Origin of the sequence: Burkholderia sp. RS01, assembly GCF_039748055.1 — a bacterium.
Taxonomy (GTDB): domain Bacteria; phylum Actinomycetota; class Actinomycetes; order Actinomycetales; family Micrococcaceae; genus Arthrobacter.
The window spans coordinates 91487-108301 of sequence record NZ_JBDLAK010000018.1 but is presented as its reverse complement, the minus strand read 5'-3'; the positions used below and the strand labels follow the sequence as shown (position 1 = coordinate 108301).

The 16815-nt window shown below is 67.7% G+C and carries 13 protein-coding genes; 11 read left to right on the top strand and 2 right to left on the bottom strand.

Annotation, left to right across the window (positions count from 1 at the left end):
• Positions 1-137: 137 nt before the first annotated feature.
• Entirely contained in the window at positions 138-2156 is a 2019-nt protein-coding gene (locus ABFP37_RS16650; RefSeq protein ID WP_347034220.1) for a multicopper oxidase family protein, read from the bottom strand.
• 187 nt (positions 2157-2343) lie between these two features.
• Positions 2344-4251: a cytochrome c oxidase assembly protein gene (locus tag ABFP37_RS16645; RefSeq protein WP_347034219.1), complete on the bottom strand. Its 1908-nt coding sequence runs from the start codon at positions 4249-4251 to the stop codon at positions 2344-2346.
• Positions 4252-4581: 330 nt separating this feature from the next.
• On the opposite strand from ABFP37_RS16645, the gene ABFP37_RS16640 reads away from it, so the two are divergent.
• The 11 genes from ABFP37_RS16640 (at position 4582) to ABFP37_RS16590 (ending at position 16814) form a co-directional block, all read left to right on the top strand.
• Entirely contained in the window at positions 4582-6423 is a 1842-nt protein-coding gene (locus ABFP37_RS16640) for a hypothetical protein (RefSeq protein ID WP_347034218.1), read from the top strand.
• A gap of 6 nt (positions 6424-6429) precedes the next feature.
• Entirely contained in the window at positions 6430-7419 is a 990-nt protein-coding gene (locus tag ABFP37_RS16635) for an HAD-IIA family hydrolase (RefSeq protein WP_347034217.1), read from the top strand.
• A 9-nt stretch (positions 7420-7428) separates the two neighbouring features.
• Positions 7429-7692, top strand: coding sequence for a hypothetical protein (locus ABFP37_RS16630; protein WP_347034216.1), 264 nt, complete (start codon positions 7429-7431; stop codon positions 7690-7692).
• Positions 7693-7694: 2 nt separating this feature from the next.
• Complete coding sequence (locus tag ABFP37_RS16625) at positions 7695-8507, top strand: TlyA family RNA methyltransferase (protein WP_078029015.1); 813 nt, start codon at positions 7695-7697, stop codon at positions 8505-8507.
• A gap of 13 nt (positions 8508-8520) precedes the next feature.
• Positions 8521-9546, top strand: a complete 1026-nt coding sequence (locus ABFP37_RS16620) for an NAD kinase (protein ID WP_078029014.1) — start codon at positions 8521-8523, stop codon at positions 9544-9546.
• A gap of 3 nt (positions 9547-9549) precedes the next feature.
• The gene (gene recN / locus ABFP37_RS16615) at positions 9550-11289 is read left to right on the top strand and encodes a DNA repair protein RecN (protein WP_078029013.1); all 1740 of its coding nucleotides are present in this window, start codon (positions 9550-9552) and stop codon (positions 11287-11289) included.
• Positions 11290-11436: 147 nt separating this feature from the next.
• Entirely contained in the window at positions 11437-13233 is a 1797-nt protein-coding gene (locus tag ABFP37_RS16610) for a CTP synthase (protein WP_347034223.1), read from the top strand.
• Positions 13234-13260: 27 nt separating this feature from the next.
• Positions 13261-13923 carry an NUDIX hydrolase gene (locus ABFP37_RS16605; protein WP_078029012.1) on the top strand — a complete coding sequence of 221 codons (663 nt, stop codon included), beginning with the start codon at positions 13261-13263 and terminating at the stop codon, positions 13921-13923.
• On the top strand, positions 13923-14993 hold the full coding sequence (xerD, locus tag ABFP37_RS16600; protein WP_347034215.1) for a site-specific tyrosine recombinase XerD: 1071 nt from the start codon (positions 13923-13925) through the stop codon (positions 14991-14993). Before ABFP37_RS16605 ends, xerD begins: the two co-directional genes overlap by 1 nt.
• A 220-nt stretch (positions 14994-15213) precedes the next feature.
• On the top strand, positions 15214-15717 hold the full coding sequence (locus tag ABFP37_RS16595; protein ID WP_347034214.1) for a sigma-70 family RNA polymerase sigma factor: 504 nt from the start codon (positions 15214-15216) through the stop codon (positions 15715-15717).
• A 2-nt stretch (positions 15718-15719) separates the two neighbouring features.
• Positions 15720-16814 carry a hypothetical protein gene (locus tag ABFP37_RS16590; protein WP_347034213.1) on the top strand — a complete coding sequence of 365 codons (1095 nt, stop codon included), beginning with the start codon at positions 15720-15722 and terminating at the stop codon, positions 16812-16814.
• Position 16815: the final 1 nt, after the last annotated feature.

Sequence of the window (16815 nt, the reverse complement as noted above, 5' to 3'; positions counted from 1 at the left end):
CGAACCCGGAAGCTAAGACCCACAGCGCCGATGGTACTGCACCCGGGAGGGTGTGGGAGAGTAGGTCACCGCCGGACAACCATTACACGGTCGAGAGCCCCAACCACACGGTTGGGGCTCTCCCGCATTTAACCCCCTCAACCCGGCCGCACCGCGGCCTGCGCCGTGCCTCCACGGCTCGAGTCTGCCCTGACCGCGGTGACTTGCCGCGTGGGGCCGGGCTTTGCCGTCCACGACCAGTTTCCGAGGGAGTTGATCGTTGCGGCGCCGAGGCGGGCGGCCGCACGGCCCGGTGTGACGTCGTAGAGCATAACGCTGGCCCCTGTCGCAGGGCCGGCGTTCTTGGACGTCCCCGCGAAGGTGATGTCCTTGTTCAGCCGGTGCCTGGCGGTGCTAACGGTGACCACGTCCTTTGGCGCCGTGGTCACGGGGGTCACCGGGGCTGCCGGCTGCGGTGCCGCCGGTGCCGCCGGCGCCGCAGCCTCGGTGGGCTCGCTAGATCCGCCGCCCCCGCCGCCGGTGGATTCGGCCGGCTGCGTTGCCGCCCCGCCGGCCGGCGGGACCTGGCCGATGGGATGCGGTTTCACGGCTTCGATGGGGTCGTTGGGGTCGGGCTCGTTCGGGTTATAGCCCACGCTGAACTGGCCCATCATGTCGTGGTCCTCATGCGGAAGGTTGTGGCAGTGGATCATGTACCGGCCCCGGTTATGCTCGAACTTCATGAGCAGGCGAACCGTCTCGCCTTCTCCGACATACACGACGTCCTTGGGGCCACGCTCGTAAGCGAAAGGTGCCTGGCCGTTGCGGCTGAGGATCTGGAAATCCACAAGATGGATATGCAGCGGATGGAACCAGCCTCCCGAGCTGTTTTCGACCTCCCAGATTTCAACATCGTTCAGGTCCGGGTTAGCCAGGACCTTCTTGTAGCCGCTCTTGATGACTTCATCCCACGTCGTGCCGCCAATGGTCCAGATGCCGTTGTCCCTTTTCAGGCGCATTTGCCGGGTTTTGACGGACTGGGACGGCGTCAGGCTCATGGCCGTGCTGCCGGCGAGGAGCGTCGGCATCACCGTGGCAGCGGGACCGGACGTGTCGACCGGATCGCCGGTGACGTCGAAGGCCATGATCCTGCCGGTGTTGTCGTAATCGACGTTGTTCTTGTTCGACAGGTTGCGCAGTTCAACGCGCTTGCCTGCCGGGTACTTGGAGAAGTCAATGAGGATCTCGTAGCGTTCGGCACCGGCTTGCCGCCAGGAGGTGACCTGCTGGGCGGACGGCATCAGGCCGCCGTCGGTTCCAACCACGGTCACCGGGTCTCCGGTGCTGAGCTGGAACCTGTAGGAGCGCGAGATGGACGCATTGAGGATGCGGAAGCGGTAAATTCGGCGCTGAACCTTCATGTACGGCCACGGCGCACCGTTGACCAGGATGACGTCGCCCCACAGACCGGAATGCGTGTTGTCGTTGTAGCCGAGTGCCCCGTTCCTGGCAAACATGGCGTCGGAGACTGTCAGGGGCACGTCGTACTGGCCCTGCGGCAGCAGGTTTTGCTCCACCTCGTCGTGAAGGTGGTATTGGCCTGCCAGGCCCGAATACACGCTTTGCGCGGTGTTGTGCACGGCATGGTCGTGGTACCACAACGTGCGCGCGGGCTGGAAGTTGGGGTACTCGTAGTCCTTGCACATCCCGCGGCCGGTGATGTCGTTGGCGTACCCGTCGAACTGAGGCAAGGACGCGGAACCGTGGAGATGCGTCGAGGTATCCAGGCGGTATCCCCACTGCGGATGGAAGAGCGGCAGGACGTTATCCATTTCCAGTTTGATGCGCTCTCCTTGGTTCACCTTGATGGTGGGACCGGGAAAGGAGCCGTTGTATCCCAGGATCGGCGTCTTCAGGCCTGGAACGATGCTGGCCATGCCGGCCGTCTGCTCGATGTGATAGAGGTGCGTCTTCTTACCGTCCGTACCTACTACCGTGCTCTTGGGCTTGAGCACCGGCGGGACGGTGAGCGCCTGCTGGTAAGGCTTAGGCATGTTTCGCGGATCCAGCAGGCTGGCAGACTTCGCGCTGACCGATGACAGCGGCACCGCGAGCCCCATGGCCCCGATAATTCCCACCCCACCGATCTGGAGCGCTTGGCGACGTGAAACTGGCATGTTTTCCTCCGGCGTGCCGTAAGTCCAATTGGTTTAGATAAAGGATGTGAGGCCCACCCTGCGAATACCTTGAGCAAACATGGGCCTTGAGGAACCAGAAAGGGCTGGTCTCAACGCCCGGCCGCGGCGTTGGGCGGTCCCGCCACCTGGAAACGCCGCCAAACGCAGGCGGCCACCACCTTGCTGATCAGCGGACCAGTTCCCGGGCACGATCGATGGCGCGGCCCTTACCGTGCCGGGCCATGGCGGTGCGGCGTGCCTTGAGGACGACGGTCAGCGCGGCAACGCCCAACGTGGCTGCCGCCACGATCCACATCACCGCCCCGGCGGGTTCCGGCGCCGCCAGGACGGAGTGGTTCCATGGCTGCTGGACCGTTATCAGCCACTCTTGCCTTCTGCTGTCCGGCTGTTGGTCGGGCTGCTGTGCCAGTGCCCAGCCATGGATCGCGTACAGGACTGCTGTGCCGCCGATGCTCAGGAGCTTTGCTGCCAGGCCGGACGCCTGCCTGGCACCGGAGGAACCGGCCAGCGAAGAGGCGAAGAGGCAACCGGACAGGAGCGCCAGTACGGACATGGCTTCGTAACCGAGCTGGGTGCGTGACGAGTATTCCAGGAGGGGCGTGTAGTACAGCACAGCCAGCACGGCGGCCAGCCCGACGGCGGGAACGTAGGGGGCCGCTGTGGCGGCGTAAAACGGCCGGAGTCCGAGGCGGAGCACTTCCGCGCCGCCTACGGTCCCGTCCGTCCTGCGGGGTATAACCTGGCTGGCCAAGGTGAGCGGCGACGCCGGCACCAGGAGGAGGGGAACCACCGCCATCAGCGCCATCTGGGTCAAGACATGTGCGCTGATGAGGGATTCCTGCAGGGCGCGAAGCCCTCCGCTTGTCACGGTGAAGAGGACCGCTATGCCCAGCACCCACAGGATGGAGCGGTAGGGCGGCCAAGACCGGCCCTGCTGCCGCAGCCGGCGCGTTCCCGCCAGGTACAGGAAAACAGCGGCACCGCAGAAGAGGGTCCACAACGGATCGGGTTTCCAGCTGATGAATGAATCCATGAGCGAAGGAATCTTCGGTGTCTCCAGGGAGAAACCGGTACGGGTGACCGCCGGGGGCGGCGTCCGGGCCAGCGCGGCCGCCATTCCTGAGGCAGCTCCCATGACCGCCAGTTCGGCCACGGCCAAGACAGTGAACGTCAGCGCGCCGCCGCCCGGATTTGCGTCCAGCCTGCGGATGACCCACCCTCGGTGCAGTGCCCCGATCAGCCCCAGAACCACGAAGGCGACGCACTTGGCCGCGACGATGGTTCCGTAGGGCGACGCCAGTCCTTCCAGCGAACCCATGCCCGCCCACGCGGCCAGGAATCCTGTTACAGCCAAGGCCACGAACGCACCCAACGCCAGCGTTGAGTACCGCCGGACCACCGTGGCGACCCTGTCAGGGTTTAGCGCCCGGCGCAGTATGACGACGGCGGCGAGCCCGCCAAGCCAGACGGCCGCAGCGCCCATGTGCATCACCACCGTGACAGTGCTGTCCGGATGGCTCCCGCCTCCCGCAGCATGGGAGTTCAAAGCGAGCGGAAAGAGCCCGGCGAGGGCAAGCACCACCGTCAGGGCCACAGACCGCTGGCTCGCTGCCGCGAAACAAAGGCACGTCACAGCCGCGGCGATCAGAATGGTCAGGGCTCCCCGCCTCCCGGCGTCGACGTCGGCCAGGAAACTGACCAACGCTCCGCCCGAGCCGTCCGAGAACAGCGGGAGATTGGCCAGCGAATGGAATGTCAGGAAGCTCATCACCGAGGCAGCGGCCGTCCAGGCCGCGGCGGAGAAGCCGGCGAGGTCAAGGGCCAGCCGAAACGCTCTTTCCTTGGGCCGCAGGGCAACGAGCGCCAAAGCAAGCGCCCCGACAGTGCAGGCAGCCGAGGCGTTGAAGACCAGCTTGGCAATGGGCAGCCCCCACGCTACCGCCGGCCCTGTCCGGTCCAGTGCGGCGCCCGCATCGGCACCGGCCTCGGCAGAGTACGAAATGACCAGGGCAAGGAGCCCGCTTCCCAAGACCACCGCCGCGACGGCCACTGCCATTGTGCGTGACTTGTACATGGTTCTCCCTCAGCCGCTAACAGTCGGGGAAAGTCTGGCCACCACGCCTTGGAATTTCCCTATGGGCACCGGTGCCGGCCGCTGGTTGCCAACCGGCCGCGGCAGGACATCGCGCGCAGGAACGGGTCTGCACACGCAGCCGTTGTGAGGATTCACACGCCGGCCCGGCAAACGGCCTCGCCGTTAGTGGCTGGGACGCGCTCTCGCCTAGAATTGCAGAAGATACGCGGACGGCGGGTGGTTCACCCCGGGTCCCGCAGGACAACAAAACACGGACAAGAGCGGCTGCAAATTGCGCCAGTGGTCGGCTCACTACAGGAGGAATCCACAATGGCTGAGCACAACGGCGGCAACCGCGGAGGAAATGACCGGGGATACTCGGGCAGTAACCGCGGATCACAGGGCGGCCCTTTCAGGGGGACCAACAACTCAGGCGGAGACCCCCGCGGCTTCCGTGCCAAGGACGGCCGCGGCTCAGACGGCCCCCGTCGGGCTCCGGGCGGCGACGACCGCAAGCCGTTTGCTGACCGTCCGCGCCGGGAGGGCGACGGCGACCGCCGCGGCTTTGACGGCGGCGAGAAGAACCCCTTTGCCGATCGTGACCGCAAGCCGTTTGGTGACCGTCCGCGCCGCGAAGGTGACGGTGAGCGCCGCAGCTTTGGCGCCGGTGAGCGCAAGCCGTTCGGGGACAGGCCCCGCGGCGAGCGTGACGGCGAGCGCAAGCCGTTTGGTGACCGTCCGCGCCGCGATGGCGAGGGTGAGCGCAAGCCGTTCGGCGATCGCGACCGCAAGCCGTTTGGTGACCGTCCGCGCCGCGATGGCGAGGGTGAGCGCAAACCCTTCGGTGACCGTGACCGCAAGCCGTTTGGTGACCGTCCGCGCGGCGAGCGTGACGGAGAGCGCCGCAGCTTCGGTGCCGGCGAGCGTAAGCCCTTCGGCGACCGTGACCGCAAGCCCTTCGGCGACCGTCCGCGCCGCGAAGGCGAAGGCGACCGCCGTCGTGATGGCGAGGGGGAGCGCCGCAGCTTCGGCGGCGGCGAGAACCGCAAGCCGTTCGGCGACCGCCAGGACCGGGCCCCGCGCAGTTTTGACCGCAACGATTCAGGCCCGCGTCAGTTCGGCCGCGACAGGGCAGAAGACCGCCCGGTCCGCGTGCCCAACGCCCGCGACCTCCGCAGTGCCAACCGCCCGGACCGTGAGCGCTCTCCCCAAATCGACGAGGACGTCACAGGCAAGGAGCTGGACCGGGCCACACAGCACCAGATCAAGACACTCGAAGCCAAAAGCGCTGAATGGGTGGCACGCCACCTGGTCATGGCCGGACGCCTCATTGATGACGAACCCGAGCTGGCCTTCCAGCATGCACTGGCCGCCAGCCGTCGCGGCGGACGCCTTTCCGCCGTCCGCGAAGCCGTGGGCCTGACCGCCTACGCCGCCGGACACTACGGCGAGGCCCTCCGCGAGTTCCGCACGTACCGCAGGATCAGCGGCTCCAACGTCCACCTTCCCGTCATGGCGGACTGCGAACGCGGACTGGGACGCCCGGACCGTGCCCTGGACGTGGTCCGCTCCGAAGAAGCCCAGGACCTGGACGCTCCCGGGAAGGTGGAACTGGCGATCGTTGCCTCCGGTGCGCGCTCGGATCTGGGCCAGCTGGACGCTGCAGTGGCCGAGCTGGAGATCCCGCAGCTGGACATCAACCGCGCCTTCTCCTACAGCCCGCGCCTGTTCCGTGCCTACGCGGACGCCCTCGCAGCAGTGGGCCGCGGAGCCGAATCCGAGAAGTGGCTGCGGCAGGCTGCCGTCGCCGAGGAGGCCCTCGGCATGGGCGTCTCCGAGGAGCCGGACATCATCGACCTCGGCTGGGACGAGGAAGAGGAGGCCCGGGAGGAAGCCGAACGAAAGCGGCTGATGGCCCACGCCGCCACAGACGCTGCTCCCCAGGAAGCCCGGACCTCGGAGCATGCCACCGGCATCGCGCCGGCAGCCGAGACGGCTCCTGAACAGCCTGAAGCTGCGTCCGCCGATGACAACCTCGACGACGTCGAATCGGACTACTTTGAGTCCGACGACGCCGAGTCCGACGCCGACTCCGCGGAGCCGGATGAGGACGAAGACGGCGACGGCGAGGCATCCGCCAAGGACACCCGGCACGAGGGCCAGGAGGACTAGCCGCGCATGACTGACGCTCAGCTCATTTCGCGGTTCGACGCCCTGCTCTCGGACCTGGACGGCGTGGTTTACGCAGGCCCGCATGCCATCCCCGGCGCGGTTGAGTCGCTGCTGCGGCTGGCCGGCGCCGGCATTGGCCTCGGCTACGTGACCAACAACGCCTCACGCACACCGGCCCAGGTTGCCGCCCACCTGCGCGAGCTCGGCGCCCCGGCCGAGGACCACCAGGTGGTGAGCTCCTCGCAGGCGGCGGCGGAGCTGCTGGCATCGCTCCTTCCGGCGGGCGCCGCAGTCCTGATCACCGGCAGCCCGGCGCTTGCCCACGAAATAGAGCTCGTTGGCCTCAAGCCCGTGCACGGCGCCGAGGACAAGCCGGTGGCCGTCGTCCAGGGTTTCAACCCGGGGATCGGCTGGAAGGACCTGGCTGAAGCGTCGTATGTCGTGGCAGGCGGGGCACTGTGGGTCGCCACCAACACGGACATGTCCATTCCGCAGGCCCGCGGAATTGCGCCGGGCAACGGCACCCTCGTGGCTGCCGTCGCGGCAGCAACACGCCAAACCCCCCTCGTCGCAGGCAAACCCGAGGCTCCACTTTTCCATGCCGCGGCGAAGCGGCTGTCCGCGGAGCGGCCGCTCGTCGTGGGCGACAGGCTGGACACGGACATCCTGGGCGGCAACAGAGCCGGCTTTGCCACGGTCGCCGTCCTGACCGGCGTCGACACCCTGGAAACCATCCTGGCCGCCCGCACTGACGAACGGCCTGGGTACGTCATCAACGACCTGACCGGGCTGTACGAGCCGTATCCGGAGGTGGAGGGCGGCGACGGAACGTACCGTTGCGGGGACGCCACGGCATCCGTCGACGCCAACGGCATCCGGGTCCGGGGTGACAAGGCGAGCCTCGATTCGTGGCGTGCGGCATGCGCTGCCTGGTGGGCGGCCCACCCCCATGCGGCGGAACCCACGGCTCCCGAGCTTGAGTGGCTGGATCAATAGACTGGTGCCATGACCGAGCTGAATCAGAATGACCTTTCCGGGGCCGCACCGGACGTTGCCTGGCCGGAACTGCCTCTTTCCGGGGCGGAAGACTCCAGTGCAGTGTCCGACGGTGCCGTCCAGGAGGTCCTCCGCCGGGTCCGGGACGTTCCTGGGCTCCAGGTCTCCGAGCACCCTGACGCGTACACGGACATGCATGACGCCCTGCTCGAAGCGCTGAACCAGGACACGTCGTCCGTGCCCGGTGCAGCACCCCGCCCCGGGGCCGCCTGACCATGGCCAGACTCGACCAGCTGCTCGTCAGCAGGGGACTGGCGCGGTCCCGCACGCATGCCGCGCGGCTCATCGCCGAGGGCAAGGTTTCCTCGGCGGGCGATGTGCTCGGAAAAGCGTCCCTGCAGATGGCCGATGACCGCGAGCTGTCCGTGGCGGAAGACGCCACGGATGCGTACGTCAGCCGGGCCGGCCACAAACTTGCAGGGGCGCTGGACGCATTTCCCGCCGTCGCCGTCGGCGGCAAAAGGTGCCTGGACGCGGGTGCCTCCACCGGCGGTTTCACCGATGTCCTGCTGCGGCGCGGCGCCGCGCACGTGGTGGCGGTCGACGTCGGGCACGGACAGCTGGTGCCGCAGCTCCGAAGCGACGCGCGCGTAACCGTCCACGAAGGGCTCAACGTCCGCTACATGGATCCGGAAGAGATCGGCGGCAGGGCCGAGCTGACGGTTGCGGACCTGTCCTTCATCTCCTTGACGCTGGTGCTGGCGCCCCTGGCCGCATGCACCAGCCCCGGCGGTGACCTGGTGCTCATGGTCAAGCCGCAGTTCGAGATCGGCAAGGACCGGCTGGGGCGCACCGGCGTGGTCACGTCAGAGCGCGAACGGCGGATGGCGGTCGGTAAAGTGGCGGGGGCAGCCATCGACGCAGGCCTCGAACTGCGCGGGTTGGCCGCCAGCCCCCTCCCCGGGCAGGACGGAAATGTCGAATACTTCCTGTGGATAAAACGAAGAATTGCCGAAGACTTGCCTAAGATCGAAGAGCGGGACGCAGCCGTGGCTGCGTTGCTGGGAAAGATCTGGCCGAACCATTAGAGAGCGGAACCCGATGAGCAGGCGTGTACTGGTACTTGCCCACACCGGCCGCGAAGAATCCCTGAAGGCTGCCTGGGAGGCGTGCGCCCAGTTGCACGCCTCGGGCATCATCCCCGTGATGCAGAAGTCCGAGCTGGGGGACATGGAAGGGTTTTTCGGCCGGCTGGAGCAGCCGGTCGAGATCCTGCACGACCACATCCAGCTCCCCGACGTCGAACTGGTCATGGTCCTTGGCGGGGACGGCACCATCCTGCGCGCCGCGGAACTGGTGCGGGAAGTGGACGTGCCGCTGCTGGGCGTCAACCTTGGCCACGTCGGCTTCCTGGCCGAAAGCGAGCGTGCGGACCTCGCCCAGACGGTCGAATGGATCGCCAGCCGTGAGTACACGGTGGAGGAGCGGATGACCATCGACGTCCAGGTCTGGGTCCGTGGCCAGAAGATCTGGCACACCTGGGCCCTCAACGAAGCCGCCATCGAAAAGGGCAACCGTGAGCGGATGCTTGAAGTGGTCACCGAAGTGGACGAACGCCCGCTGACCTCATTCGGCTGCGACGGCGTGGTGCTGGCAACTCCCACGGGCTCCACCGCCTACGCCTTCTCCGCCGGCGGCCCGGTGGTGTGGCCGGAAGTGGAAGCCCTGCTGATCGTCCCCATCAGCGCTCACGCCCTGTTCGCGAAGCCGCTGGTGGTGTCGCCGCGGTCCCGGCTGGCCGTCGAGGTGCTGAACCGGACGGATGCCCAGGGCGTGCTGTGGTGCGACGGCCGGCGTTCGGTGGACCTGCCGCCCGGCGCCCGCGTCGAAGTCACCCGGTCCGCCACGCCGGTCCGGCTGGCGCGCACCCACCAGACGCCGTTCTCGGCACGGCTGGTCCGCAAGTTTGAACTGCCCATCCATGGCTGGCGCGGACCAGTGCCGCAGTCAGAGACCGTCCACACCGGACCGGTGCCCATCGTGCGCACCCCCCGGCCCATGACGCCGCCCTCCGCGCAGCACGCTGCCGCGTCCGACGACGAATCCGATCCTCTGACGGAGAAGTGAACCATGCTTGAAGAACTGAGAATCCGAGATCTGGGCGTCATCGCCGACGCCACGCTGCCGCTGGGCCCCGGGCTCAGCGTGGTTACCGGCGAGACCGGTGCCGGCAAGACCATGGTGGTCACCGCCGTCGGGCTGCTGCTCGGCGCGCGGTCGGATGCGGGCGCGGTGCGGAGCGGAGCGAAGAGCGCCTCCGCTGAAGCCGTGGTGCGGCTCGACGCCGGGCACTTCGCCCTGGAACGCGCCCGTGATGCGGGCGCGGAGATCGAGGAGTTCGACGGCGGCGCGGAATTGCTGCTGGCACGGCGTCTGGGCGCGGACGGACGCAGCCGGGCCTTCCTGGGCGGCCGGGGTGCGCCGGTGGGTGTGCTGGCCGAAATCGGCGAATCGCTCGTGGTGGTACACGGGCAGTCGGACCAGATCCGGCTCAAGGGCTCGGCGGCGCAGCGTGAAGCCCTCGACAGGTTCGCGGGAGAAAACCTCGCCGCCGCGCTGGCCAGTTTCCAGGAACTCTACGGCTCGTGGAAATCCAGCCAGGCCGAGCTCGAATCGCTCCGCAGCGCGGCGAGGGACCGGCTGCGCGAAGCGGAGTCGCTGGAAGCGGCCCTGGCGGAGATCGATGCCGTGGACCCGCAGCCGGGGGAGGACGATGCGCTCAAGGCCGAGGCCGTGAAGCTCGCCAACGTCGAGGAACTCCGCATCGCCGCCACCACGGCGCACCAGGCCATCATTGCCGAGGACTTCGCAGAGACCGGCGATGCCACGTCCCTCGTGGACGCGGCCAAGCGGACGCTGGAGCACGTGGCCGAGCACGATGAGGAGCTCGGCACGGCCGCAGCCCGACTCGCCGAAGTGGGCTTCCTGCTCAACGACATCGCCACCGAGCTTGCCAGCTACCAGGCCGGGCTGGATTCGGAGGGGCCGGAGCGGCTGGCCGAGATCGAAGACCGGCGGGCGGCCCTGGCCAAGCTGGTCCGCAAGTACGCGCCGAGCATCGACGAGGTCCTGGTGTGGGCGGAAAACGCCCGTGTCCGCTTCGACGAACTCCAGGACGATTCCACCCGGATCGAGGGCCTCGACGCCGAAGTGGTGCGGGCCGAGGCCGAACTCAGGAAACAGGCAACGGCCATCAGCAAGATCCGGGCCAAAGCGGCCAAGGAGCTGTCCGCACGGGTCAGCGCGGAGCTGAAGGCCCTGGCCATGGCCGATGCCACGCTCGTTATCACCATCGAAGCCGCCGCACAGCTGGGGCCCCACGGCGCGGACGAGATTTCCTTCCTGCTCCAGCCGCACTCCGGCGCGCCCGCCCGGCCGCTGGGCAAGGGTGCCTCCGGCGGCGAGCTCTCCCGGGTGATGCTCGCCATCGAGGTGGTGCTGGCCGCCGTTGATCCGGTGCCCACGTTCGTCTTCGATGAGGTGGATGCCGGCGTGGGCGGGCGTGCCGCCGTCGAGATCGGCCGGCGGCTCGCCATGCTGGCGCAGCACGTGCAGGTCCTGGTGGTCACCCACCTGCCCCAGGTGGCTGCCTTCGCGGATCAGCACATCCGCGTGACCAAGACCTCGGTGCGGGGATCCGACGGCGGCACCGCCACCGGGTTCACCTCCAGTGATGTCCAGCTCCTGGACGAAGCGGAGCGGGTCAGGGAGTTGGCCCGGATGCTCGCCGGCCAGGAGGACTCCGAAACGGCTCAGGCGCACGCCCAGGAACTGCTGGACGACGCCAAGCTGCTGCCGCAGCGCGCCTGATCCCGTCCGGCCTGAACCGGCGCCGGATTCGGCCGCCCGATTCGTGCCGCCCTTGCCCATGGCGCACGGGCACGGCAAACTTGGGCAGTTGGGGATGCGTTATCCGATCCGTGGAAGGCTCAATTGATGATAGGCTCGAATTCCGTGGTGCAGCGATCAAATTCCCGTGTAAATTCCCGGTTCCCGGGCTCGTCCAAGACGACCAAACACATCTTCGTCACCGGTGGTGTGGCGTCCTCGCTAGGTAAGGGACTGACGGCTTCGAGCCTCGGCCACCTGCTGCGGGCACGCGGTTTGTCTGTAACTATGCAGAAGCTCGATCCCTATCTGAATGTGGATCCGGGCACGATGAACCCCTTCCAGCACGGCGAGGTCTTCGTCACAGACGACGGCGCCGAGACGGACCTGGACATCGGCCACTACGAGCGCTTCCTCGACGAGAACCTCGAGGGCTCGGCCAACGTGACCACCGGCCAGGTCTACTCCACGGTGATCGCCAAGGAACGCCGCGGCGAGTACCTCGGCGACACCGTCCAGGTCATCCCGCATATCACCGATGAGATCAAGCGCCGCATGCGGCTTCCCGCCGAGGGCAAGAACGCGCCGGACGTCATCATCACCGAGATCGGCGGCACGGTGGGCGACATCGAGTCGCAGCCCTTCCTTGAGTCCGCCCGCCAGGTCCGCCAGGACATCGGCCGCGGCAACGTCTTCTTCCTGCACGTGTCGCTGGTCCCGTACATCGGTCCCTCGCAGGAGCTCAAGACCAAGCCCACGCAGCACTCCGTGGCAGCCCTCCGCTCCATCGGCATCCAGCCCGAGGCCATCGTGATCCGCTCGGACCGCGAAGTGCCCGACGCCATGCGCGAGAAGATCGGCCGCATGTGCGACGTCGACATCGACGCCGTGGTCAACGCCGCAGATGCCCCCAGCATCTACGACATCCCCAAGACGCTGCACACGCAGGGCCTGGACTCCTACATCGTCCGTGCCCTGGACCTGCCGTTCAAGGACGTCGACTGGACCAGCTGGGACAAGCTGCTGGAGGCCGTGCACAACCCCAAGCACGAGGTCGAGATTGCCCTCGTGGGCAAGTACATCGACCTCCCGGACGCCTACCTCTCCGTGACCGAGGCCCTGCGCGCCGGCGGCTTCGCCAACGACGCCAAGGTCAAGATCCGCTGGGTCCCGTCGGATGAGTGCGAAACGCATGAAGGCGCCGTTCGGTCGCTGGAGGGCGTGGACGCCATTTGCGTGCCGGGCGGGTTCGGCATCCGCGGCCTTGAAGGCAAGCTGGGCGCGCTGAAGTTCGCCCGCGAAACCAAGCTGCCGGTCCTGGGCCTGTGCCTGGGCCTGCAGTGCATGGTCATTGAGTACGCCCGGAACGTGGTGGGCCTGGAGGGAGCGTCCTCCAGCGAGTTCGAGCCGGACTCCAAGTACCCGGTGATCGCCACCATGGAAGAGCAGCTGGACATCGTTGAAGGCAAGGGAGACCTCGGCGGCACCATGCGCCTGGGCCTCTACGAAGCCAAGCTTGACGAAGGTTCCGTCATTGCCGAAACCTACGGCACCACCACCGTCAGCGAACGCCACCGCCACCGCTACGAGGTCAACAACAAGTACCGCGAGCAGATTGCCCAGCAGGGGCTGGTGTTCTCCGGAACGTCCCCCGACGGCAAGCTCGTGGAATACGTGGAGCTGCCCCGCGAGGTGCACCCGTACTACGTGGCAACCCAGGCCCACCCGGAGCTGAGCTCACGGCCCACCCGGCCGCACCCGCTATTCGCCGGCCTCGTCAAGGCTGCCCTGGAGCACCAGAGCGGCAGCTCCGACAACGGCACGGCGGCCGCCGGGACGACGGCCGGGGAAGCAGCAGCTCCGGAAGCGGCAGCTGTGGAAGCCGGTGCCGCCGGCAAGGCTGCCCGTACGGTCACCGCAAAGTAGATACAGCCACAACGAAAGGACGGCGCGATGCCCGGTAATTCTGAAAATACTCCTGCTGCCCGGCAGGTTTCGGATGCGCCGAGCCCGCGCCGTCTGCTGTCTACGGAAAAGGTCTACGAGGGACGGATCTGGGACGTTGTCAGTGACAGCTTCAAGCTCACTGACGACGGCGAGGCCCTGGTCCGCGACTACATCGACCACCCTGGGGCCGTCGCCGTGCTGCCCATGAATGACGCCGGCGAGGTGCTGCTGATCAAGCAGTACCGGCACCCGGTGGGCATGGACCTCTGGGAGATTCCGGCCGGCCTGCTGGACGTGGAGGGTGAGGACTTCGTGGCAGGCGCCGCACGGGAACTCGCCGAGGAGGCCGACCTCGTGGCCGGCACCTGGAATGTCCTGGTGGATTTTTTCAATTCACCGGGGTCCTCCAGTGAGGCGATCCGCATCTACCTTGCCCGCGGGATCAGCGAGGTGCCGCATCACGAACTGCACGTGCGCACGGACGAGGAAGCGGAAATCGAGCTCCACTGGATTCCGCTCGAGGACGCCGTTGCGGCGGTTCTTGACGGCCGCCTGCACAACCCGTCCGCCGTCGTCGGAATCCTCGCCGCCGCGGCCGCGGCGGCCGATGACTTCGGCGGCCTCCGGCCCGCAGACGCGCCCTGGCCCGCCCATCCAAGCCAGCGCTGATGACTGCGGGCACGGCAGCAGCAGAACGGCCTCCGGCGGACGCCGCGGGGGAAGCAGGCACTCCAACGGGTCCGGGGCGCGGGGATCCGGCGCCGGCAGAAGCCGTTCCGGTCCCCGCGCGCCCGGAACGCCCGCGGACGGCCATCGACCGCGCGGTGACGGATTACCTCCAGCACATGGGCGTCGAACGCGGCCTGGCGGCCAACACGCTCTCTGCCTACCGTCGTGACCTTGCCCGCTACTCGAACTACCTCGCCGCCGAGGGCGTCAGCAGCCCCGGCGACGTGACCCGCCACCACGTGACGGTCTTCGTGCAGGCGCTGTCCGACGGCTCCGACGGCGGGACCCCGCTTGGGGTGCGCTCGGCGGCGCGGACGGTGGTTGCCGTCCGCGGACTGCACAAGTTCTGGGCACTGGAAGGGACCACGACGGCGGACCCGGCCAGCGATGTCCACCCGCCCATGCCGGGGAAAAGGCTGCCCAAGGCCATCACGGTGGACGAGGTCACCAGGATCCTGGAAGCGGCCGGTACGGACACCGCCACGGGCCTGCGGGACCGGGCGCTGCTCGAGTTCCTCTACTCCACCGGGGCGCGCATCAGCGAAGCCGTGGGGCTGGACGTGGACGACATCTCGCTGCAGCCGGCCGAGCACGGGCCCGCGATCGTACGCCTGTTCGGCAAAGGCTCCAAGGAGCGGCTCGTTCCGCTGGGTTCGTACGGAGCCCGGGCGCTTGATGCCTACCTGGTCCGCGGCCGCCCCCTGCTGGCCGCCAAAGGCAAGGGCACGCCCGCGCTTTTCCTAAACGCCAGGGGAGGGCGCATCAGCAGGCAGAGCGCCTGGACCATCCTGAAGGCTGCGGCGGACAAGGCCAACATCACCAAGGACGTTTCCCCCCACACGCTCCGCCACTCGTTCGCCACCCACCTGCTTGAGGGCGGCGCGGACGTGCGCGTCGTCCAGGAACTCCTCGGGCACGCGTCCGTGACCACCACGCAGGTCTACACCCTGGTGACGGCGGATACCCTGCGGGAGATCTACGCCGCCGCCCACCCCCGGGCCCTGGGCTAAGCGCCCCGGGCGTTCCAGCGCAATGCATTCACAACGGCCCTCTAGCGAAACAGCGGGAGACCCAGAGCTGCCCCGGCGCAATTGACGACGCGAAAATCGCGCCGCTTATCGCTGCCACCTGCGACGACATGCATTTAACAGAAATGCATGTAAAAACCGGCCGCTCCGGAGACACTTAACGGTCAGCGGGTGAAGGTCAGCCGTCACAGGGGGAAACAGCATGTTGGCTACCAGGGAGCATCAGTTCATCGCGATGCACTCCGAACACTTCGGCCGGGTGTACAAATACATCGCGTACCGCGTCAATGACAGCCCCCGGGCTGAAGAACTGGCCAACGACGTCTTTCGCATCGCATGGGAGAAGGACTTTCCCGAGGCCCCCAGCCCCGGCTGGCTGATCGCCACCGCAAGAAACGTCGTCGGCAACGAATACCGGGGGAGGGAACGCAAACAGCGGCTGACGGAGCGGCTGCAGGCCGAAGCCCGGATTTCGGCCCAATCCGGCGGCGACGACGAGCGCGCAGCTGTCGCCGAAATACTGCTCCAGCTCAACGACAAGCACCGTGAAGTGCTCATGCTCAGTTATTGGGATGACCTGACGACGGCGGAACTCGCCGAAACGCTCAAATGCTCCGTGTCGGCGGCCGGGGTGCGGCTTCACCGTGCCCGTAAGGCATTTGCACGGCGCCTCCCGGCACACCTGAAGACGGACAGGAAGGGCTAGGAATGGACCGCATTGAAGAGCTTATGAGGAACGCCCGGCCCCGCGTCGCGGTTCCGGACCAGCCGCCCGGCAGTCCCATTGGTGTCACGGCGGCGCCGGCGGTTCATTTGTCTGCAGTGCCAGCGCCCGGGGGAGTCCCCGGGGCAGACGGCGGGATTCGTGCCTTCACGGACGACGCCGGCCGGGCTTCTGCCTCGCAGGCACGCCCGGACGGGCGCCGGAACAACCGGACCGTGCTCAGGGCTTCCGTGGCCGGGCTGGCCGCTGCGGCCGTCATCACGGTGGGCGTCGTAGCCGGAAACGTCGGTAGTCCCGCTCCCGTGCCGGCGCCGGCGGCCAGCACCGAGACCGCGCGGCCAGTCACACCCTCCCCGTCCGCACCGGCTTCATCAGGCCCGCCTTCGCCGGGCGCCGCCTCGGCGACGGTAGCCACGGCGGCGCCGCCGACGCCTCCCGTGGCATTGCCTCCGCTGCCGGCCGAGCCCGCAGCGCCGGCAACGTCCGCCACCGCCGCCGCCAGCGCACCGCCGCTGCCCGCCGGCTGGGCCACGTACCGGAGCAGCGGCGGGAAGGTCAGCTTCGACCACCCCGGCACCTGGACCGTTGTTCCCGCCGCAGGCGCTGCCCCGGACGCCGTCAACATCGAGGTGAAGGATCACGCCGGAAAGATCGTGGCGATCTTGACCTACGGAGGGTCCGGAGCGGTGGGCGGTGCCTGCTTCACGGAGCCCGTCCCCTACACGGTGCTGGACTTCGCCGAAGTGGACCTCCCGTACAACCCGCAGGTTCCGGATTCCGTGACCCCGCGGTTCGCCTTCCGTGCCATGGAGGATGCCGGCGGAGTCATCGCCACCTATGGACTGACGAGCACGGCGGGCGGCCCGGACGGCAAAGCATGCACGATCTACAACCTGGTCAACGGAACATCCGCCTCGCCGATCTACATGTTCGCCGGTGCTCTCCAGATGGGGCCGGGTAATTCACCGCAGCAGGGTGTTCTGCAGTTTGCCAACCTCGATGCTGCCCGTGCCTACATGAAGACGCCGGCGTACGCGGACGCCAAACGTATGATCACGTCGCTCCGGATTTCGGACTGAC